The sequence below is a fragment of the Pseudoalteromonas sp. QJM3NY_12 genome (genome assembly GCF_056173165.1).
On sequence record NZ_CM149661.1, the window covers coordinates 2573619 to 2593726 of the forward strand.

The 20108-nt window shown below is 41.0% G+C and carries 14 protein-coding genes; 4 read left to right on the forward strand and 10 right to left on the reverse strand.

The annotated features are described in order from the left end of the window. Nucleotides 1–70 precede the first annotated feature (70 nt). Both AC0VZ5_RS12120 and AC0VZ5_RS12125 read right to left on the reverse strand, forming a co-directional pair. A complete protein-coding gene (locus tag AC0VZ5_RS12120; protein WP_138609317.1) occupies nucleotides 71–1423 on the reverse strand; it encodes a magnesium transporter in 1353 nt (450 codons plus the stop codon). A gap of 219 nt (nucleotides 1424–1642) precedes the next feature. Further along, complete coding sequence (locus tag AC0VZ5_RS12125; RefSeq protein WP_475473023.1) at nucleotides 1643–3310, reverse strand: methyl-accepting chemotaxis protein; 1668 nt, start codon at nucleotides 3308–3310, stop codon at nucleotides 1643–1645. Nucleotides 3311–3714: 404 nt separating this feature from the next. Here AC0VZ5_RS12125 and purU point away from each other — a divergent pair, with 404 nt between their 5' ends. Further along, the gene (gene purU, locus AC0VZ5_RS12130; protein WP_475473025.1) at nucleotides 3715–4545 is read left to right on the forward strand and encodes a formyltetrahydrofolate deformylase; all 831 of its coding nucleotides are present in this window, start codon (nucleotides 3715–3717) and stop codon (nucleotides 4543–4545) included. A gap of 76 nt (nucleotides 4546–4621) precedes the next feature. On the opposite strand, the gene AC0VZ5_RS12135 is transcribed toward purU, so the two are convergent. The 3 genes from AC0VZ5_RS12135 to acs form a co-directional block, all read right to left on the reverse strand. Continuing rightward, nucleotides 4622–6229 carry an AbgT family transporter gene (locus AC0VZ5_RS12135; protein WP_138609311.1) on the reverse strand — a complete coding sequence of 536 codons (1608 nt, stop codon included), beginning with the start codon at nucleotides 6227–6229 and terminating at the stop codon, nucleotides 4622–4624. 148 nt (nucleotides 6230–6377) lie between these two features. Further along, entirely contained in the window at nucleotides 6378–7037 is a 660-nt protein-coding gene (locus AC0VZ5_RS12140; protein ID WP_475473027.1) for a response regulator transcription factor, read from the reverse strand. 92 nt (nucleotides 7038–7129) lie between these two features. Continuing rightward, nucleotides 7130–9070 (reverse strand): acetate--CoA ligase, encoded by a 1941-nt coding sequence (gene acs / locus AC0VZ5_RS12145; RefSeq protein ID WP_475473028.1) that lies wholly within the window; start codon nucleotides 9068–9070, stop codon nucleotides 7130–7132. A gap of 774 nt (nucleotides 9071–9844) precedes the next feature. Here acs and AC0VZ5_RS12150 point away from each other — a divergent pair. Together AC0VZ5_RS12150 and AC0VZ5_RS12155 are read left to right on the forward strand one after the other, a co-directional pair. Next, nucleotides 9845–11014: a DcaP family trimeric outer membrane transporter gene (locus AC0VZ5_RS12150; protein ID WP_138609345.1), complete on the forward strand. Its 1170-nt coding sequence runs from the start codon at nucleotides 9845–9847 to the stop codon at nucleotides 11012–11014. A gap of 171 nt (nucleotides 11015–11185) precedes the next feature. Next, nucleotides 11186–13306 (forward strand): TonB-dependent siderophore receptor, encoded by a 2121-nt coding sequence (locus tag AC0VZ5_RS12155; protein WP_475473030.1) that lies wholly within the window; start codon nucleotides 11186–11188, stop codon nucleotides 13304–13306. 87 nt (nucleotides 13307–13393) lie between these two features. Here AC0VZ5_RS12155 and AC0VZ5_RS12160 read toward each other — a convergent pair whose 3' ends face one another. From AC0VZ5_RS12160 to AC0VZ5_RS12175, 4 genes are all read right to left on the reverse strand, one after another. Further along, nucleotides 13394–14239 carry an IS3 family transposase gene (locus tag AC0VZ5_RS12160; RefSeq protein ID WP_409425534.1) on the reverse strand — a complete coding sequence of 282 codons (846 nt, stop codon included), beginning with the start codon at nucleotides 14237–14239 and terminating at the stop codon, nucleotides 13394–13396. Continuing rightward, complete coding sequence (locus AC0VZ5_RS12165) at nucleotides 14236–14736, reverse strand: transposase (RefSeq protein WP_409423191.1); 501 nt, start codon at nucleotides 14734–14736, stop codon at nucleotides 14236–14238. Before AC0VZ5_RS12165 ends, AC0VZ5_RS12160 begins: the two co-directional genes overlap by 4 nt. 105 nt (nucleotides 14737–14841) lie before the next feature. Then, a complete protein-coding gene (recA, locus tag AC0VZ5_RS12170) occupies nucleotides 14842–15885 on the reverse strand; it encodes a recombinase RecA (protein ID WP_058155138.1) in 1044 nt (347 codons plus the stop codon). Between the two features lie 68 nt (nucleotides 15886–15953). Continuing rightward, nucleotides 15954–16442 (reverse strand): CinA family protein, encoded by a 489-nt coding sequence (locus tag AC0VZ5_RS12175; protein WP_138609349.1) that lies wholly within the window; start codon nucleotides 16440–16442, stop codon nucleotides 15954–15956. 21 nt (nucleotides 16443–16463) lie between these two features. On the opposite strand from AC0VZ5_RS12175, the gene mutS reads away from it, so the two are divergent. Next, nucleotides 16464–19049 (forward strand): DNA mismatch repair protein MutS, encoded by a 2586-nt coding sequence (gene mutS / locus AC0VZ5_RS12180; protein WP_475473033.1) that lies wholly within the window; start codon nucleotides 16464–16466, stop codon nucleotides 19047–19049. 56 nt (nucleotides 19050–19105) lie between these two features. On the opposite strand, the gene rpoS is transcribed toward mutS, so the two are convergent. After that, nucleotides 19106–20077 (reverse strand): RNA polymerase sigma factor RpoS, encoded by a 972-nt coding sequence (gene rpoS, locus AC0VZ5_RS12185; protein WP_475474761.1) that lies wholly within the window; start codon nucleotides 20075–20077, stop codon nucleotides 19106–19108. Nucleotides 20078–20108: the final 31 nt, after the last annotated feature.

Below are 20108 nucleotides of genomic sequence, written 5' to 3' on the forward strand. Positions count from 1 at the left end.
AAAGGCCTTTTCATGACGCTATATCTATATTAAACGCCACTTCATGGAGGTGGCGTTTAGTTAAATAACGTTAAAGTAACAATAAACTGCCTAACCCTAAAAAGGTCACAAAGCCGACAATATCAGTCACTGTGGTTAAAATAACTGAGCCTGATAATGCAGGGTCAATTTTCATTTTATCTAAAATAGACGGGATCACTACGCCCGCCAACGACGCGGCCACTAAATTAAGCAGTATTGCTACGGTAATGGTTATACTAAGCATAATATCGTTGAACCATAGATACGTTAGCAAACCAATCACTAAAGCCCATACCAAGCCATTTACCGCCCCTACACGCAGCTCTTTTTTAAGTAGAGCGTTACGGTTGGAGTCGGTAACCTGACCAAGCGCAAGACCGCGCACTATAACTGTTAAGGTTTGACTACCCGCTATTCCGCCCATTGACGCCACTACAGGCATTAATACCGCAAGTGCCACCACTTGTTCTATAGTGGCGCCAAATAAGCCTATAAACCATGAGGCTAAAAATGCGGTTGCTAAGTTGATACCTAACCAAATACCACGGTTTTTAGCACTTTTGCGAACACTAGCAAATAGGTCTTCGTCTTCACGTAAACCACCCGCTTTTGCTGTGGCTTCGTCAGCAATTTCTTGACGTAACTCGTAAGCTGATGCAATGGTTAAACGCCCTATTAGTTTGTTTTCGGCATTAACCACGGGCATGGCCATTTGCTCGCTGTGAATAACCACCTCGGCGGCTTCATATAAATCGTGGTCTGCGTGCAATGAGGTAAAGTCATGATTAGTTAAGGTGACTAAGCTTTGATTATCATGCGCTTTTATTAGGTCGTTAACTGCTACTTCACCAATTAAGCTGCCTTTGCGGCTCACTAAATAAATCACTTCGCTGTACTGCGGTAACCCTTTATGTAGCAGCTTTTTAGCGCCACCCGCAGTGAGCTTGTCTGACACCTTTAAAAAGTCAAAACCAATCCAGTGACCTAGTTGCTCAGGCGTATATTGTTGCGCCAGTTCGTATTGTTTAGTTTGCGCTTCATCAAGCTGTTTTTTTGCATAATCAGTAAAGCGCTGCGGGATCACTTCCTCTAATTCAAGCAGCTCTTCAACGTTAACTTCGTCTAATAATTTAAAACCGTCACTGTCATCTAGGGTTTGCAGTAACCATAAACAGCTATCTTCACTTAAGTTAACAAAAATTTCGTGTTGTGTGTCTTCATCTAATAAATGCCAAATTTCGAGGCGCTGCTCTTTAGGAATAGCTTCAAATAATAAAGATAAGTGTTCGGTTGATAAGGTTTGTTGAGCATCTATCAGTAATTTATTTTTACGCTCTGTGGTATCACACTGCAATAAGTCGTTTATGAGTTGTGGTAACTGATCAACCGGATACTCTATCATTTTAAAACCCTAAAATAGTCTTTCACTATAAATTTACTGTAATAAGTAAGCACTTATTAATAAGAATAGCTAATAGTGTACATTAGACACGACCAAAAATATTAAAAAATCTCTGTGTCGTTAGATATTTATAGCTGCTATCACCCACTCAACGCTAACCAATAAAAAAGCCGTAACAAATAATGTTACGGCTTAGTGTAGTTAGTATTTTAAATCGCGCTATATTTTAAATTGTCCTACTAAGTCACCCAAGTTTTCACCTCGCCCAGCTAGGTGCTTACTTACTGACGAAGTCGTTTTACTCGACTGTGTTAACTCATTAACTATTTCTTGAATCGCATACACATTGCGGTTAATTTCTTCTGTTACACTGCTTTGCTCTGTTGCTGCTGTAGCAATTTGCGTACTCATATCATTAATGGTGGTCACAGACGTGGTTACCGCACCTAAGCTTTCTGATATAGCGCGCGAAGACTCAACTGAACGATTACAGCTTTGTTGACTCGCATGCATAGCATCAACTGCTGCCGTCACTAAATTATGTAACTCGCTTAGCATTTCGTTAATTTCTAATGTGCTGTCTTGGGTTCTGCTTGCTAAGCTTCTAACTTCATCCGCTACCACCGCAAACCCACGACCTTGCTCACCTGCGCGTGCCGCTTCAATTGCCGCATTTAATGCTAATAAGTTTGTTTGTTCAGCAATACCACCAATTACACTCAATACGCTGTTAATTTTTTTAGATTGCTCACTTAACGAATTAACCTGCTCTGCGGCTTGATTAATTTCGCCCATTAAACTTGATACTTCGCTCAGTGAAACATCCACACAATCTTGCGCGTTGGCCACTTCTTTTGTTGCTGCCTGCGTTGACACTGCAACTTGTGTGGTATTTTGCGCAACTTCATGGGATGTTGCCGACATTTCAGTAATCGCCGTTGCCACTAAATCGGTTTCATGGTTATGCTTTAATAGTTTGTCTTCTATGAGTAATGTTTGTGTATTAATATCTGAAGAGGCTGTTTTAACGTCACTTGTTACATCAACCACACCGGCAATAATGCTGTGTAGCTTGCTCACAAATACATTGAAAGATTCACCTAACTGACCAATTTCATCATGGGTATCTATTTCTAGGCGTCGGGTTAAATCTCCCTCCCCTTTGGCAATATCATCTAAGCTTTGCACCATACGTTTAATTGGTTTTAGCATATTGTTAGAAGCGTACAACGCACCGGCTGCTGCTAAACCAAGAAGCAGAAGTGATATTAAAACCAAAGTGGTCATTTTTTCGCTTAAATGGCGCTCCATGGTTGCTTGATACTTTACCAGTTCGGCTTCAATATCATCCATATATGTGCCAGTACCTATCATCCAATTAGTACCTGGGATCATGGCTGCATAACCAATTTTTTCGACTAAGCCGGTGGTGTTGGGCTTTTGAAAATGATAGGTGAACGAGCCACCGCCTTTTTGCGCTTGCTCAAGTAAGCCAACCACTATTTTTTTACCGTTTGGGTCGGTCATGCCTATTTTATTTTGACCTTCTATTGCATCACCCAATAAGGCATGAAAAACACTAATACCATTGGTATCATAAATAAAGTAGTAACCATCTTCACCAAAGGTTAAATCTCGCAACGCATCTTTAGCGTCTTGCTCATTTCCTTGTGCTAATTGGTATTGCACTACTTTAGAGCCGATTTCTATTTCTGTTCTTAGCAAAGTTTGTTTATCAGCAATTAATTTAGTTTTAAACTCATTAAAGTTTTGCTGTTGATTTTGCATCTCTAAATAATAAGAACCTGCCATAAAACTGATTAGTAATACAATCAATGGTAAAACAGCCAACAGTAGCAATTTGTTTTTTAAGCTTAAATTACCCATTATTTCTCCAATTAACATTATTAGCTATTAAGCTTTTATTTTTCGGTAGCTTAACAACTACGTTTCCATTGTTTATATTACTGACAACAACACCACGATTGTATACAAATTAAGCACAGATGGCGTTGTTTCGCAATTTAATATACTCGTATGTTAGTAAAACACATTTAAAGGCACTTTATAATTAGACAATGGTATACAGCTAGTAATAAATAACTGATTTATCTCATTATTACAAACCCTACTAGTACACATTTTATTAAATTTACTTAAAGCTAAATTAACCTGAATAACGCTATTTTAGCTTTAATATAAATTAAACATTGGGTATCAAACAAAGGTCTTGCTTTCTGAGTTAAAACGCAAATAATGAAACAACTAACCACTGGGTAAGAATGAGGAAAATGAGTTATATACTAACCACCCAATGCGCAGACGATATAGGCTTAATCGCCAAAATTACCGGACTGTGTAATCAGCATAATTTAAATATTATTCGTAATAATGAATTTGTTGATAAAGATGCACAGCGCTTTTTTATGCGCACAGAGCTTACTGGCGAACCACATGCTGAGTTTTTGTCACAACTGCGCGGCGTATTACCAGCTGGCGCAAAAGTGGCACTGCACGGTGAAGAAAAAACCAAAGTGGTACTATTAGCCACAAAAGAAGCTCATTGTTTGGGCGGCATGTTATTAAAGCAATTTGAGCAAGCATTAAACATTGAGATACTCGCCGTTATCGCCAACTACCCTACTTTAGAGCCTCTAGTGAAAGGGTTTGATGTTCCTTTTCATGTGGTTTCTCATGAAGGACTTACGCGCAGTCAGCACGACGAAAAAGTCGGTGACTTAATTGCCAGCTATAACCCTGACATTATTGGGCTAGCTAAATACATGCGTATTTTGAGCCCTGAATTTGTGGGTCGTTTTGAGGGTAAAATCATTAATATTCATCACTCTTTCTTACCTGCTTTTATTGGTGCAAAGCCGTATCATCAGGCGTTTGAACGTGGTGTAAAAATTATTGGTGCCACAGCTCACTTTGTTAATAATGAGCTAGACGAAGGCCCTATTATTTTACAAGACGTCTCGAGTGTGACCCATGCGAATACAGCTGAGATGATGGCTAAAATGGGTAAAGATGTTGAGAAAACGGTGTTTTGTAAAGCACTGCAACTGGCATCAGAACATAAGCTGTTTATTAATGGCAATAAAACCGTGGTGTTTTCATAATTAGTTTTATATTAAAATTAAAAATGCCAGCGACTAAGCTGGCATTTTTTATAAGTAAATATTAAACCTTACTTAATTAGGGTGTGTAATACGTTGGTGCCCCAGGGCCTACTGGCATACCTAAAACAAATACCCATAAGTAAAACAGTACCACCCAGCCAACAAAGAAGATTAAGCTGTATGGCAACATAGTGGCTACCAAAGTACCTATTCCCATGTCTTTTTTGTATTTAGTGGCAACCGCGAGAATTAAACCAAAGTAACTCATCATCGGGGTAATTAAGTTAGTTACTGAATCACCAATACGATAAGCCGCTTGAATTGTCTCGGGTGCATAACCTATAAGCATTAGCATAGGAACAAAAATAGGTGCTGTTACTGCCCACTGCGCTGACGATGAGCCTAAAGTTAAGTTAACTAAAGCACACATTAAAATAAACAGTACAAATACTTCCGGCCCAGTTAAGCTAAGTGCCTGTAGTAATGCGGCACCATTAATCGCTAAAATTGTGCCTAAGTTAGTCCATTTAAAAAATGCCACAAACTGTGCAGCAAAAAACACCAATACAATGTACATGCCCATAGAGCTCATACTTTTGCTCATGGCATTGATCACGTCTTTATCATTTTTCATGGTGCCAACCACGCGACCATACACAAAACCCGGAATACCAAAGGTGACAAAAATAAAAACAACAATCCCTTTTAAAAACGGAGAGTGAGCAACTAGACCTGTTTCAGGGTTACGTAAAATACCGTCTGCTGGAACAATCGTCCAAGCGAGTAACAACGAAACAACAAGTAATGAAACTCCAGCCCATTTTAAACCTGATTTTTCTTTGTCAGTTAAACCGGCAATATTATTTTGAGCTAAATCTTCGCTGGCTTCATCTGGGTTATATTTACCTAAACGTGGCTCAACAATTTTCTCAGTAACGAGTGTGCCTAAAACAGCAATTAGCAACACTGAAATCATCATAAAATACCAGTTTGCTTCAGCGCCTACTTGGTAAGTTGGGTCAATCATTTGTGCTGCAGGCGTCGTAATACCTGCTAATAACGGATCGATAGTACCCAGTAATAAGTTAGCGCTATAGCCGCCCGATACACCAGCAAACGCGGCAGCAAGACCTGCAAGCGGATGACGACCTAAGCTATGAAATATCATTGCCGCTAGGGGGATCAATACTACATAACCCAGCTCAGATGCTGTGTTTGATAAAATAGCAGCGAAAACCACCATGAAGGTTACTAAACGTTTAGATGCCCCCATAACCATGCCACGCATTGCTGCAGACAATAGTCCTGAATGCTCTGCAACACTCACACCTAATAGCGCTACTAGCACCGTACCCAGTGGCGCAAAGCTGGTAAAGTTGGTCACCAAGCCCGTTACAATACGCTGTAAGCCCTCAGCACTGAGTAGGCTAACCACTTCAATTACACCATCGGGATCGCGCCCGGCAGAACCCTCAGGGCGAGGATCGATAGCACTTAGTCCGAACCAATCGGCAACGCCACTAAATAAAATAATGGCAATACAAAACATCGCGAATAAGGTAATTGGATGGGGAAGCATGTTCCCTAAAAATTCTACCGTGGCTAAAAATCGATTAAACCAGCCGCCCTTTGCGACCTGATTTTCATCTTGGGATGTGTGTGGTGAGTCTATTGAGTCTGACATACCATGCTCTCTTAATTACAAAATGCCCGTAACCTAGCATTATTTTCTGAGCAGGTCATGTAATAAAGATGAATGACTTGTTATGTCATGGTAATAACTGAGGGGTTTGTTGTGATGGGATTGCAAAAAAGAGGCTCTCGCCTCTAATTTAGTCTGCTTGGGCTTGCTCTATCGGTTCTAGTTGTAGTTTTGCAGCAATTAAAACAGCTTGGGTACGGTTATAAACACCGAGTTTTCTAAATATGGCAGTAATGTGTGCTTTGACTGTGGCTTCTGAAATGTGGAGTTCGTAGGCTATTTGTTTATTCAGTAAACCTTCGTGCAAGTATTGTAATACGCGATATTGCTGTGGAGTAAGTGATGCCACTTGTGCCGCAATTTCTCTATCTGCGCCTTCGATTTCAGCCACTTTACTTTTTAGTTCAGTTGGCAGCCAAGTATCGCCTTCGAGTATTTGGTTAATTGCGTTGGCAATATCATCAGATGAAGATGATTTAGGAATAAACCCCATAGCGCCATAACCCATAACTTTCGAAACAATATTTACATCTTCACTACCCGAAACCACCGCAATAGGTAAGCTTGGGTAATCTTCACGTATACGGAGCAAGCCGTATAAGTCACCGTTACCTGGCATGTGTAAATCTAGTAGTAATATATCAAGGTCTTCTTGTTCGCTTAACACCTGCAGTGTGCTGTCAAAATCTGCTGATTCAAATACTTCTAAACCCGCAAACTTTGCACTCAAAGCGCCTTTTAGTGCTTCACGAAATAACGGATGATCGTCCGCTATTAAAAACTGACTCATTGTTCACTCCCAAAAATTCGGCCGCTATCCAATAGACAACAGCCGATATACTACGTTTAGAATCAACTTCTAATCAAGCTTTTAACGCGAAATTAACGATTTAATCGATTTTCTACTAACTCATCAACCACAGACGGATCCGCAAGTGTTGAAGTATCGCCCAGCTGTTGATGCTCATTTGCCGCGATTTTACGTAAAATACGACGCATAATTTTACCAGAACGTGTTTTTGGTAGACCTGGCGACCACTGAATCATATCTGGTGATGCTATTGGGCTTAGCTCTTTACGAACCCAATTACGGATATCTTTAGTTAGCTCATCACTCACCGTTACACCCTCGTTAGGAGTTATGTAAACGTAAATACCTTGGCCTTTAATATCGTGTGGGTAACCTACTACGGCCGCTTCAGCTACAGCTTCATGAGCAACTAAAGCACTTTCAATTTCAGCAGTACCTAAACGATGCCCAGACACATTAAGTACGTCATCAACGCGTCCTGTGATCCAGTAATCACCGTCTTCATCGCGACGACAACCGTCACCGGTAAAGTACACACCAGGGTAAGCGCTAAAGTAGGTTTGTTCAAAGCGCTCGTGGTCGCCATACACGGTTCGCGCTTGCGAAGGCCAGCTATCTAAAATGACAAGGTTACCGTCAACCGCACCTTCTAATGTATTGCCTTCAGCATCAAATAATGCCGGTGTAATACCAAAGAATGGACGAGTTGCAGAGCCAGGTTTCATATCGGTTGCACCTGGTAATGGCGCAATCATGATGCCACCAGTTTCGGTTTGCCACCACGTATCTACAATAGGACAATTCGACTTACCAATTTTTTCATAGTACCAAGTCCACGCTTCTGGATTGATTGGCTCACCCACAGAACCTAAAATACGTAAGCTGTCACGATGTGAACTGGCAATCGGCTCTTCGCCTTTAGCCATCAATGCTCGAATGGCAGTAGGTGCTGTGTATAAAATTGTCACGTTATGTTTATCAACTACTTCACCCATACGACCAGCTGTTGGGTAGGTCGGTACGCCTTCAAATACCACTTGCGTACACCCATTAACGAGCGGCCCGTAAGCAATATAACTATGACCTGTGATCCAGCCTACATCAGCACTACACCAAAAAATATCATCGTCTTTTAAATCAAAAATGTATTCGTGGGTCATAGATGAATATACTAAATAGCCACCAGTGGTGTGTACCACACCTTTAGGCTGACCTGTAGAACCTGAGGTATATAAAATAAACAGTGGGTCTTCAGCATTCATGTGTTCAGGTTCGCACTCTGGCGTTTGATCTGCAACTAAGTCATGCCACCAAATATCATGGTCGTGCCAATCAACATCGCCTGAAGTTAATTTATGTACCACTACATGCTCAACAGTGGTAACTGAATCTTGTAATACGGCTTCATCTACATTAGCTTTTAGCGGCACACAGTTACCTGCACGTCGGCCTTCATCTGACGTGATCACCACTTTAGCACCCGAATCATTAATACGATCCGCAATAGCAGACGGTGAAAAGCCACCAAATATAACTGAATGAATAGCACCTATGCGGGCACAAGCTTGCATTGCATATATAGCTTGTGGGCTCATTGGCATGTAAATGGCTACACGGTCACCTTTTTTAACACCTAATTTTTTTAAACCATTAGCAAATTTTGCCACTTCATCATGTAACTGTTGATAGGTAATATTTTCGCTTTGAGAAGGATCATCACCTTCCCAAATTAACGCTACTTTATCTGCTTTTGTTTTTAAATGACGATCAATACAGTTATAAGAGGCATTAAGGTAGCCATCTTCATACCATTTAATATTGATATGGCCTTTATCAAATGAAGTGTTTTTTACTTTTGAATATGGAGTAAACCAGTCAAGACGCTTACCGTGCTCAGCCCAAAACCCTTCAGGGTCTTCAATAGACTGTTTATACATCGTATTATATTTTTCATTATCGACGAGCGCTGCGCTTTTTATATGTGCAGGAACTGGATAGATACTTTGTGACATATTAGTCTCCAATTTATATTACTTGCCTTAAGCTTTTCATCAAGGATTACTCAGCAGTGCACTATTAAATATTAGACATTAGTTGTATCTGGGTTCAAATAACTAGGGTCTGTTGACCTTTCAAGGTTAAATTTGCAGCAGTCTGTTTGGTATTTAGGCAAGGCAGAGCCTATGTGGTGTGGTTATTCCCCATAAATAGGCGATAACGCAGCATCAATGCCAAACAGGCTCTGCCCGATGGGTTCTGCCTAGGGGCGATTTACTCTTTGTTGCCTACATGGATGTAGGTAAGGGGCGTAAGCAGGACGCGGAAGCTTTGCTCGGTTTTTACTTATTCTTACATGGATGTAAGCCAGTAGAATAACGCAGGAGCAGTTATCGAGCCCACTAGGTTACAAACCTCGCGCCGTGATTAAATCGTCCCTAGTTTGAACAAATTTTAATCCGCAAAGGTCAACAGACCCCAATATCTTATCTATAATCCTCATGGCTATACCCTATTTACATAAAAAACATACTATTAAATAAAAGTATGTGGGCCCTCAATAATTATTAAACCTTAGTCTAATAGACTAATAGCTGATTGAGTAAATTGTGCACATATACAACAGTAGCTTAAATATATATAAACTTTGATTGTTTATTAATAACTCGTATTTACTAACAAATTAAATTAAAGTCAATAAATTCAATCTGTTAGTACTATATAAGTAACACACATTAATGCATATCATAATAAAACATACAACAAGTAGCCTATAAAAGGACACAACAATGAAATTAACTCCAATTAAAACACTGGCAGCGACTGCTGTACTATGTGCACTTTCTAGTACAGCTTATGCTGCAACAGCTGCAAAAATAGGTGATACAGAATTCACCTACGGTGGATACATTAAACTCGACGCAATGTGGAGTGACTATTCAGCAGGCGCTCCTGCTGGCAGCAGTGTTGGCCGTGACTTTTATGTACCAAGTACATTAACAGTTGGTAGCGATGATAGTTCAGACGCAGTATTTGATATGCACGCTCGTGAGTCACGTTTCAATTTTGGAACTGCTACCTTACTAGATAACGGTAAAACGGTTAAAACTAAAATAGAGCTAGACTTTTTAGCGTCTGCCCCAGGGGGCAACGAGCGTGTGTCTAATTCATATTCTCCGCGTATTCGCCATGCATTTATTTCATACGATGGTTGGTTATTTGGTCAAACATGGTCAAACTTTCAAAACGTTGGTGCATTACCAGAAGCGCTTGATTTTGTTGGCCCAGCAGAAGGCACAGTGTTCGTTCGCCAATCTCAAATTAAATACACTACAGGTGCATGGTCTTTCTCTTTAGAAAATCCAGAAAGCACAATTACTACAGCAGGTGGTGGTATGGCAGTGACTGATGATGCCTCATTACCTGACTTTACCGCACGCTATACTCACAAAGCGGATTGGGGTAACTTTGTAGTAGCAGCCCTTGCTCGTCAACTGACCTACAAAGTAGGTGGTGTTGATGCCGATGAAACCTCATTTGGTGTTAGTGCATCGGGTATGGTGAAACTTGGTGAAGACAATCTAAAATTTATGCTTACCCAAGGTAAAGGACTAGGTCGTTATGTGGGTCTAAACGTAGCACGTGGGGCGGTTCTTAATGGTGATGACCTAGATGCGATTGATTCAACATCTGGTTTTATTGCATATCAACATAAGTGGAATAGCCAGTGGCGCTCTACTTTCCTATATTCGTTCTTATCTGCTGATAACGATGAAAATCTACTGGCAGTGTATGGCGATCCTACAGAATCAAGCCAAAGCTACAGTGCAAATATTTTATACTCACCGGTTAAACGTCTAACCTTTGGTGCGGAATTTAAACATGCAGAACGTGAGCTTGAAAGTGGCGTAGATGGCGACATGGATCGCTTACAGTTCTCTGTTAAATATGCGTTTTAATTTAAAATACTTCCTGAGCGGCTTCGGCCGCTTTTTTGTTTCCTTAGTAAATACACCTGTACACTTTTTTAAAATAACATTGATGACGTGTAAAATATTACAATAACGCAATTGCAAATCACTCTCATTTAGATTAAATTACCAGCCAAATTTAATCTTATGGGAAACAAGATGCTGCACAAACAAAAAAACTCTGCATTTAAACTGAGTCTACTTACTTCACTAGTTTTATCTGGTCATGCTGTTGCAAACGACACGCAAGACAACCTGCCTTTAGAAAAAATTGCCGTTTATGGGCAACATCATAAAAACTATATTACCGAAGAAGCGCAGTCTGCAACTAAGCTAGGTTTAACAATTAAAGAAACCCCGCAATCAATTTCCGTTGTTTCACGCGCGTTGATGGATGACTTTTCACTTGATGATATTAATGCGGTACTAGAAAGCACACCAGGCGTAACAGTAGAGCAAATAGAAACCGATCGTACATACTTTAAAGCCCGTGGTTTTGAGATAACTAACTTTTTAATTGATGGTTTAGGCACTCCGCAAACCTCTGGTTCAATTCAAGGGACACTTGATACTGCAATTTACGACCGTGTTGAAATTGTACGTGGTGCTAATGGCATGATGACCGGTGCAGGTAACCCATCGGCTACTGTTAACATGGTGCTAAAAAAACCAACCTACACAACACAAGCTCATGCATCTGCTTCTTATGGTTCGTGGAATAACAAGCGCGTAGATATAGATGTTTCTGCACCGATTAACGATGAACACGCTGTTCGCGCTGTATTTTCCAAGCAAGATAAAGAGTCATATTTAGATCGTTACGAAACCGATAAAACTATTGCTTATCTTGCCTATGAAGGAAAGCTAGCTGACGATACGCTACTGAGCATTAACTACGTAAACCAACAAAAAGATGCTGACAGCCCATTGTGGGGCGCATTACCACTTTACTACACTGATGGTTCACCAACTGATTATGATGAATCGACTAGTACAGCTGCAGATTGGTCATATTGGGATAATAGCGCTGAACGTATCTATGTAACACTTGAGCAAAACTTATCAGCGACTTGGGTTGCTAAAGCCCGTTATGCCCATATAAAAAATGAACAAAATTCTGAGTTGTTTTATGTATATGGTACCCCAGATAAAGAAACTGGTTTAGGTTTAACCGGCTATGCGAGTCGTTATGATTACAAAGACACGCAAGATTTATTTGATTTATATGCCAGCGGTAAGTTTGAGTTGTTTTCATTAGAGCACGACTTATCATTTGGCATTAGCCAAGCAAACATGGACTTTAATGACCAATCGCTTTATGACTACAGCACAGGAAATGGTTTCCCTGCGATGCCTGATTTAGCGACTTGGGATGGGATTGCACCAGAGGCAACGCTTGCGGATGCACCTAACGGCAGTGATGTACAAAATACACAAAGATCGGCCTATGTTTCAACTCGCATTAAACTAGCTGAGCCATTAAGCATTTTGGCAGGCGTACGCTATACCGATTGGGAAACTAAAGGTACTGCTTATAGTGTAGTGCAAACCCGCGATGACTCAGAGGTTATTCCTTACATTGGTACTGTGTACGACTTTACCGAGTCGTTATCAGCTTACGCAAGCTACACCGAAACGTTTGTGCCACAAAAAGAGTTAGACATTAACGCTGAACAACTGGCTCCGGTTATTGGTAAAAGTGCTGAGGTTGGCCTAAAAGCTCAACTTTTAGATGAGCAAGTATTTGTAACACTGGCCTACTTTGATGCTAAGCAAGATGGACTTGCTATTGCGCTTCCAGACTCTCTTCCTAGCGATACGCGTTATTATGCTGCAGATGGTATCAACAGTGATGGTTTCGAAATTGAGCTAAGCGGTCGATTAACAGATGATTTAAGTGCTAGCATCAGCTTTAGTAATTTAAGCATTGATGGTGATGAGCTTGTAAAAGATTACACCCCCGAAAACCAATTAAAAATGGCAGCTACTTATCAAGTACCATTTATTAATGGTTTAACCTTAGGTGCTAATTACCGCTGGCAAGATGCGACTAGCCGCGTGCAAGTAAAAGACCCTGCAGGTAACGCATTGGTTACTACAAAACAAGGGGCTTATGGCATATTAGATTTAATGGCCACCTACGAAATTACTCAAAACGTCGGTGTTACCTTTAATGTTAATAACAGCACTGATGAAAAGTACATAAACAGCCTCTATTGGGCACAAGGTTATTACGGGGCACCACGTAACTACTCATTGTCAGTTAACTGGCAGCTATAAAGCTAACAATTAGGCTTTAAGTCACTTTATAGCAAACAATAAAAAAGCGCTAACCTATGAAGTGACCCCATAAAGTTGGACTCATTTCTAAGCGGCTGCCAAGGCCTGATTTCGATACTGTATCGGACTCAGGCCTTTTAGTTTCAGTTTAATACGCTCATTGTTGTAATAGTGGATATATTCTTTAATGTTTTCAATAAGATCATTCACGTCTTTAAACGTTTCGTTGTGGTACATCTCACTCTTCAATATGCCGAAGAAGTTCTCAGCAACCGCATTATCTAAACAATTTCCTTTTCTAGACATACTTTGTTGCAATCCTTTTTCCTTAAGGTGATTTTGATATTGTTTGTTTTGATATTGCCACCCTTGATCTGAGTGTACAACTGGCTTTTCATTTGGCTTCAACCTAGCAGTTGCTGTTTTAAGCATGTCAGTTACCAAAGGGAGTGCAACGGATTTTCTGACTTCGTAACTGATTACCTCTTGGTTGAATAGGTCAATCATAGGTGATAGATATACCTTCTCATTATCCACTTTAAACTCCGTCACATCCGTCACCCATTTTTGATTTGGCTTCTGCGCAGTAAACTCGCGGTTAAGCGTATTTTCTGCGATTTTACCCACTTCACCTTTATAGGATTTATAGCGCTTAGGCCTTACTTTTGACTTGAGTCCTAACTCATTCATCAACCGTTGAACGCGCTTATGATTAACAAGTACTCCCATTGCTCTCAGGGCACTCGTAATTCTGCGATAGCCATATCGCCCTTTATGCGCGTGATAAATATCACGTATTTTTACCAGTAAATCATTGCTTGCACAGGGTTGCTTACAAGTAGTGCGATGATAATAGTAAACACTCTTTGGCAGCCCTGTAGCCTTTAAAAGGTGTCGTAAGCTATGCTTTGCCTTGAACTCTTCGACGACTATCGTTTTGTCTTTGCTTTTTTCTTTCTGGCTTGAGCCAAGGCTTCTAACTTTTTTAGCACATCATTCTCAGCTCGTAAGTATGCTAGTTCTTCTCGTAACTCCTCCTCAGTCATTTGCTCTACTAGTTTTGATGAAGAAGAATTATTTGTCATGAATGGCTTACCTTTTCTCTGTGGTTTAAGACGTGATATACCATCACGAGCATAAAGCTTTTGCCATTGAAAAAGAATGCCTGGGGACGATAAATCGAAGAAAGCACTGGTATAACCGAGTGACCAACTGTTTGCTGTCATCGTTTTTAACACTTCAGCCTTAAATGCTAGAGAATAAGGTTTGTGAACAGACCTGAAGCTTTCAGCGCCATGAATTCGATAAATAGCGGTCCAATATCGGACCTGCCTGTCTGTAACATTAAATCTGTTACTTACCGCCGAAGAGCTTTCAGACAAAGCGAGTTCAGCTATTTTGAGCTTGAAAGCTCGGTGATGTTTGGACATAAAAAGACCCCCAGTAATTGGAATGTCCAACTATTGGGGGTCACTTCACTAATGGTTAGCGCTTTTTTTAAGCTCGGGTCAAATCAAGCTTTAAAACTAAATGGCTTAAAGGTCGCCTTCATCACCTAATACGTCTTCGCCATCTTCTGGCTCAACCGTTGCTTTTAGCAATAGCATTTCACGTAGCTTACCTTCAATTTCATCTGCAATTTCAGGATTTTCTTTAAGGAACTTAATTGAATTAGACTTACCTTGGCCAACTTTGTTGCCATTGTAACTGTACCAAGCACCTGCTTTTTCAACAATTTTATGCTTAACACCTAAATCAATTAGCTCGCCCTGCTTAGAAATACCTTCACCATACATAATGATAAATTCAGCTTGTTTGAACGGCGGTGCTACTTTGTTCTTCACAACTTTAACACGCGTTTCGTTACCAACAACTTCATCACCTTCTTTTACTGAACCAATACGACGAATATCAATACGTACAGAGGCGTAAAATTTCAGGGCATTACCACCAGTTGTTGTTTCAGGGTTACCAAACATTACACCAATTTTCATACGGATTTGGTTAATGAAAATACATAGCGTGTTTGAGCGCTTAATGTTACCTGTAAGCTTACGTAGTGCTTGTGACATTAAACGTGCTTGTAGGCCCATGTGTGAATCACCCATGTCGCCTTCAATCTCAGCTTTAGGTGTTAATGCAGCAACAGAATCGACAATCACTACATCAACCGCGCTCGAGCGCACTAACATGTCACAAATTTCCAGTGCTTGTTCACCCGTATCTGGTTGAGATACCAGTAACTCATCAATATTAACGCCTAACTTTTGTGCGTAAACTGGATCAAGAGCATGCTCAGCATCAACAAAGGCACACGTTTTACCTTCTTTTTGAGCTTGTGCGATAACTTGTAATGTTAGCGTTGTTTTACCTGATGACTCTGGGCCATATACTTCAACAATACGCCCCATTGGCAAGCCGCCTATGCCTAAAGCAATATCAATACCTAGCGAGCCTGTTGATACAGCGTCAATGTTTAACGCCTTATTGTCACCCAATTTCATGATTGAACCTTTACCAAATTGACGTTCAATTTGTGATAAAGCTGCGTCCAACGCTTTTTGTTTGTTATCGTTCATTTTCTTCTCCAAATCCAGCTAATGCACACAAGTATACTGTATGAAATCACAGTATCAAGCTAATTTTATTATTTTATCTTCTCTATTATAGTTTTTAAAGAAAATACAATGGCTTGCAGCCTAACTTGCGCCCTATCACCATTAAATACTTGTTCAAACGTCCAGTGTTTACCGTTAATTTGTAGCCCAAACCACACAAGCCCTACCGGTTTGTCCTCAGTAGCGCCACCGGGCCCTGCAATCCCTGAAATAGCAATGGCAATGTCAGCACTGGCTGCCTTGCAGGCACCTGCTGCCATCTCAATAACTGTTTGTTCGCTCACTGCGCCAAATTGCTCGAGGGTATCATGCTTCACATTGAGTAATTCATGCTTTGCGTTATTGCTATAAGTAACAAATGCACGATCAATATATGCAGAGCTTCCTGGGGTATCGGTAAGCGAATAACTCACTCCACCACCAGTACATGATTCAGCGGTAGTGATCCATAAGCGTTTATCCGTTAAAATAGCGCCTAATTGCGCAGCAAGTGTCTTAATCTCTTGATGTAATTCCATATTCAGCCTTTGGGTAAATACATGTCGTTTGATCTTTATGCACCGCACACTATAAAACAACAAACCCCTATGATGCAGCAGTATCTAAAAATAAAATCAGAGCATCGCGATATTTTATTGTTTTATCGGATGGGGGATTTTTACGAACTCTTTTTTGATGACGCAAAACGCGCCGCGCAGTTGCTTGATATTTCACAAACACACCGTGGCAAAGCAGGGGGCGATCCTATTCCTATGGCGGGCGTGCCTTATCATGCGGTAGAAAACTACTTAGCCCGCTTAGTACAAATGGGCGAGTCGGTGGCTATTTGTGAACAAGTGGGTGACCCTGCCACCAGCAAAGGCCCTGTTGAACGCAAAGTAGTGCGTATTGTAACCCCAGGTACTATTTCTGACGAAGCCTTACTACAAGAGCGCCAAGACAACTTACTAACCAGTGTTTGGCAAAATAAAAAAGGTCAATACGGTGTTGCGTATCTTGATATCAACTCTGGGCGCTTCAATGTTGTTGAAGTTAGTACCGATGAAGCATTTAGCTCAACCCTACAACGCTTAGCGCCTGCTGAATTACTATATAGTGAACACTTTGAAAACACTCATTTAATTGAACAAATTAAGGGAGCCCGTCGTCGCCCTGATTGGGAGTTTGATCTTGATACCTCGCAACACTTACTGTGCGAGCAGTTTGGCACCAAAGATTTAGTCGGTTTTGGCGTCGACAAAGCGCATAGCGCCTTGGTAGCGGCAGGCTGTTTAATGCAATACGTAAAAGATACCCAACGTATTGCATTACCGCACATTCGTGCAATTACCCTTGAGCATAACGAACACGCGGTTATTTTAGATGCGCCCACCCGCAAAAACCTTGAGCTTACCGTTAATCTATCAGGTGGCTTTGAAAATACTCTCGCCCAAGTGCTTGATAAAACAGCCACAGCGATGGGCTCACGATTACTGAAGCGCCGTATTCATACCCCTATTCGTAATAAAGACGAGTTAAATTCTCGTCTAAATGCCATTAGTGCTATTTTAGATGTGCAATTATGCAGTGAGCTGCATGACGCTCTCAGAGATATTGGTGATATAGAACGTGTAATTGCTCGCTTGGCATTACACACTGCTCGGCCACGTGATTTAACAAGGCTTCGTAGTGCGCTTCAAGCATTAGCACCGCTACATAACTTATTAAGCGATGCCACAGATGCGCGTATTTCTCATATTATTGCCCACTCTAAAGAGCTCCCCGAGCTTCAAGCATTACTTGAACGTGCAGTGATTGATAACCCACCGGTGTTAATTCGTGATGGCGGCGTTATTGCTCCAGGATATAACAGCGAACTTGATGAGTGGCGTAATTTAAGTCAAGGTGCCACCGATGTGCTTGAACAGCTAGAGCAACGCGAACGTGAACGCACAGGTATTAGTACACTTAAAATTGGCTATAACCGAGTGCATGGCTTTTTTATTGAGGTGAGCCGCGCTAACTCGCACTTAGTGCCTGCAGATTATATTCGTCGTCAAACGTTAAAAAATAATGAACGTTATATAATTCCAGAACTTAAAGAACATGAAGACAAGGTTCTCGGCAGCCAATCAAAAGCGCTGGCCCTAGAAAAGCAGCTATACGAACAGCTATTTGAATTTATTGCTCCGCATATCGAGCAGCTGCAAATAATGGCCTCGGTCATTGCCGATTTAGATGTACTGAATAATTTAGCAGAGCGTGCCCAAACGCTAAATTATGCCAAGCCTGAGCTTTGCGATAACGATAATATCAGCATCGAACAAGGCCGCCACCCTGTAGTTGAGCAAGTAATGAAAGACCCATTTATTGCCAATCCTGTGGAGCTCAATAGCCAGCGTAAAATGTTGATAATTACTGGTCCTAACATGGGCGGTAAATCAACTTACATGCGCCAAACTGCGCTTATTGTGCTTATGGCGCACATTGGCTGTTACGTTCCTGCTGATAGCGCAAAGATTGGTAATATTGATAGAATATTTACTCGCATTGGCGCCAGTGACGACTTAGCATCTGGGCGCTCTACCTTTATGGTTGAAATGACAGAAACTGCGGCAATTTTAAATAATGCCACCGCACAATCATTGGTATTAATGGATGAAATAGGCCGAGGAACCAGTACTTACGATGGTTTATCACTGGCATACGCAACAGCTGATCATCTTGCTTCAAAAATCGCGGCTAAAACTCTGTTCGCAACCCATTACTTTGAACTCACTGAGCTTGCAGAACAAACGCCTGGGCTGGTTAATGTGCACCTAGATGCCATTGAACACAACGATACCATTGCCTTTATGCACACGGTATTAGATGGTGCCGCAAGTAAAAGTTTTGGTTTGCAAGTGGCAGCCCTGGCTGGTGTGCCTAAAGCGGTTATTGCCCAAGCTAAACAAAAGCTAACCTTGCTTGAAAATCATCAAAGTGTCACAACAGTCACCACAGAGCAACAGGTTTTACCGTTTGATAGTGAACCGCAAATAATTCAGCCTAGTGAACTTGAGCAACAAATGACCGCAATAGATCCCGATAACCTATCACCGCGTCAGGCGCATGAACTGCTTTATAAATTAAAAGCACTGCTTTAAACGCAAACAGCCCGACTAAAGAGTCGGGCTGTATTTAATTTTACTGTGTGTTTAGATTAAGCAAACTGCTCAAACAAGCTTTCGGTACTTAATCCTTCTTGCTGCAAAATATCTTTTAACCGACGTAGCGCCTCAACCTGTATTTGGCGAACTCGCTCACGGGTTAACCCAATTTCACGGCCCACATCTTCAAGTGTTGAAGGCTCATAACCGAGTAAACCAAACCGACGTGCCAGTACTTCGCGCTGCTTAGGATTCAATTCACCTAACCAGTCAATAATATGCGTATTCATATCATTGTTTTGCACTTCACCTTCAGGGCCCACATTTTTTTCGTCGGCAATTACATCTAACAATGCGCTGTCATTTTCGCCACCAATAGGCATATCTACAGACGCTATTTTTTCATTTAGACGAAGCATTTTTGTTACATCTTCGACTGGTTTATCTAAGCTTTCTGCTATTTCTTCTGCGGTTGGCTCATGATCAAGCTTTTGCGTTAGCTCACGTGCTGTACGTAAATAAACGTTAAGCTCTTTAACTACATGAATAGGCAAACGAATAGTACGGGTTTGATTCATTATTGCCCGTTCAATGGTTTGTCGTATCCACCATGTGGCATAAGTAGAAAATCGAAAACCCCGTTCAGGATCAAACTTTTCAACTGCTCGGATCAGCCCTAAGTTACCTTCTTCAATTAAATCAAGTAGAGCAAGTCCACGATTGTTGTACCTACGCGCAATTTTTACAACTAAGCGTAAGTTACTTTCAATCATACGTTTTCGGGAGGCTTCGCAGCCTTTAAGCGATTTTCGTGCAAAAAACACTTCTTCTTCTGCACTTAATAGAGGGGAAAAACCAATCTCGCCTAAGTATAACTGGGTGGCATCGAGGTTTTTAGTGACTTCTTCTTTTACAAATACATCTTCATCTTCCACTTCATCAAGTAACTTAGTTGTCTCCTCTATTTTAGAGTCGTCAAACTTATCATCAGTGGGGGTTTTCTCAGCTTTTGCTACATCAGCCATAAGACTTCTCCTGAGCAAGCTATCAATAACT

What these genes read in the sequence shown, in the direction of transcription:
- AC0VZ5_RS12120 (WP_138609317.1), bottom strand. Translation starts at nt 1,423, where the DNA reads ATGATAGAGTATCCGGTTGATCAGTTACCACAACTCATAAACGACTTA.
- AC0VZ5_RS12125 (WP_475473023.1), bottom strand. Translation starts at nt 3,310, where the DNA reads ATGGGTAATTTAAGCTTAAAAAACAAATTGCTACTGTTGGCTGTTTTA.
- purU (WP_475473025.1), top strand. Translation starts at nt 3,715, where the DNA reads ATGAGTTATATACTAACCACCCAATGCGCAGACGATATAGGCTTAATC.
- AC0VZ5_RS12135 (WP_138609311.1), bottom strand. Translation starts at nt 6,229, where the DNA reads ATGTCAGACTCAATAGACTCACCACACACATCCCAAGATGAAAATCAG.
- AC0VZ5_RS12140 (WP_475473027.1), bottom strand. Translation starts at nt 7,037, where the DNA reads ATGAGTCAGTTTTTAATAGCGGACGATCATCCGTTATTTCGTGAAGCA.
- acs (WP_475473028.1), bottom strand. Translation starts at nt 9,070, where the DNA reads ATGTCACAAAGTATCTATCCAGTTCCTGCACATATAAAAAGCGCAGCG.
- AC0VZ5_RS12150 (WP_138609345.1), top strand. Translation starts at nt 9,845, where the DNA reads ATGAAATTAACTCCAATTAAAACACTGGCAGCGACTGCTGTACTATGT.
- AC0VZ5_RS12155 (WP_475473030.1), top strand. Translation starts at nt 11,186, where the DNA reads ATGCTGCACAAACAAAAAAACTCTGCATTTAAACTGAGTCTACTTACT.
- AC0VZ5_RS12165 (WP_409423191.1), bottom strand. Translation starts at nt 14,736, where the DNA reads ATGTCCAAACATCACCGAGCTTTCAAGCTCAAAATAGCTGAACTCGCT.
- recA (WP_058155138.1), bottom strand. Translation starts at nt 15,885, where the DNA reads ATGAACGATAACAAACAAAAAGCGTTGGACGCAGCTTTATCACAAATT.
- AC0VZ5_RS12175 (WP_138609349.1), bottom strand. Translation starts at nt 16,442, where the DNA reads ATGGAATTACATCAAGAGATTAAGACACTTGCTGCGCAATTAGGCGCT.
- mutS (WP_475473033.1), top strand. Translation starts at nt 16,464, where the DNA reads ATGTCGTTTGATCTTTATGCACCGCACACTATAAAACAACAAACCCCT.
- rpoS (WP_475474761.1), bottom strand. Translation starts at nt 20,077, where the DNA reads ATGGCTGATGTAGCAAAAGCTGAGAAAACCCCCACTGATGATAAGTTT.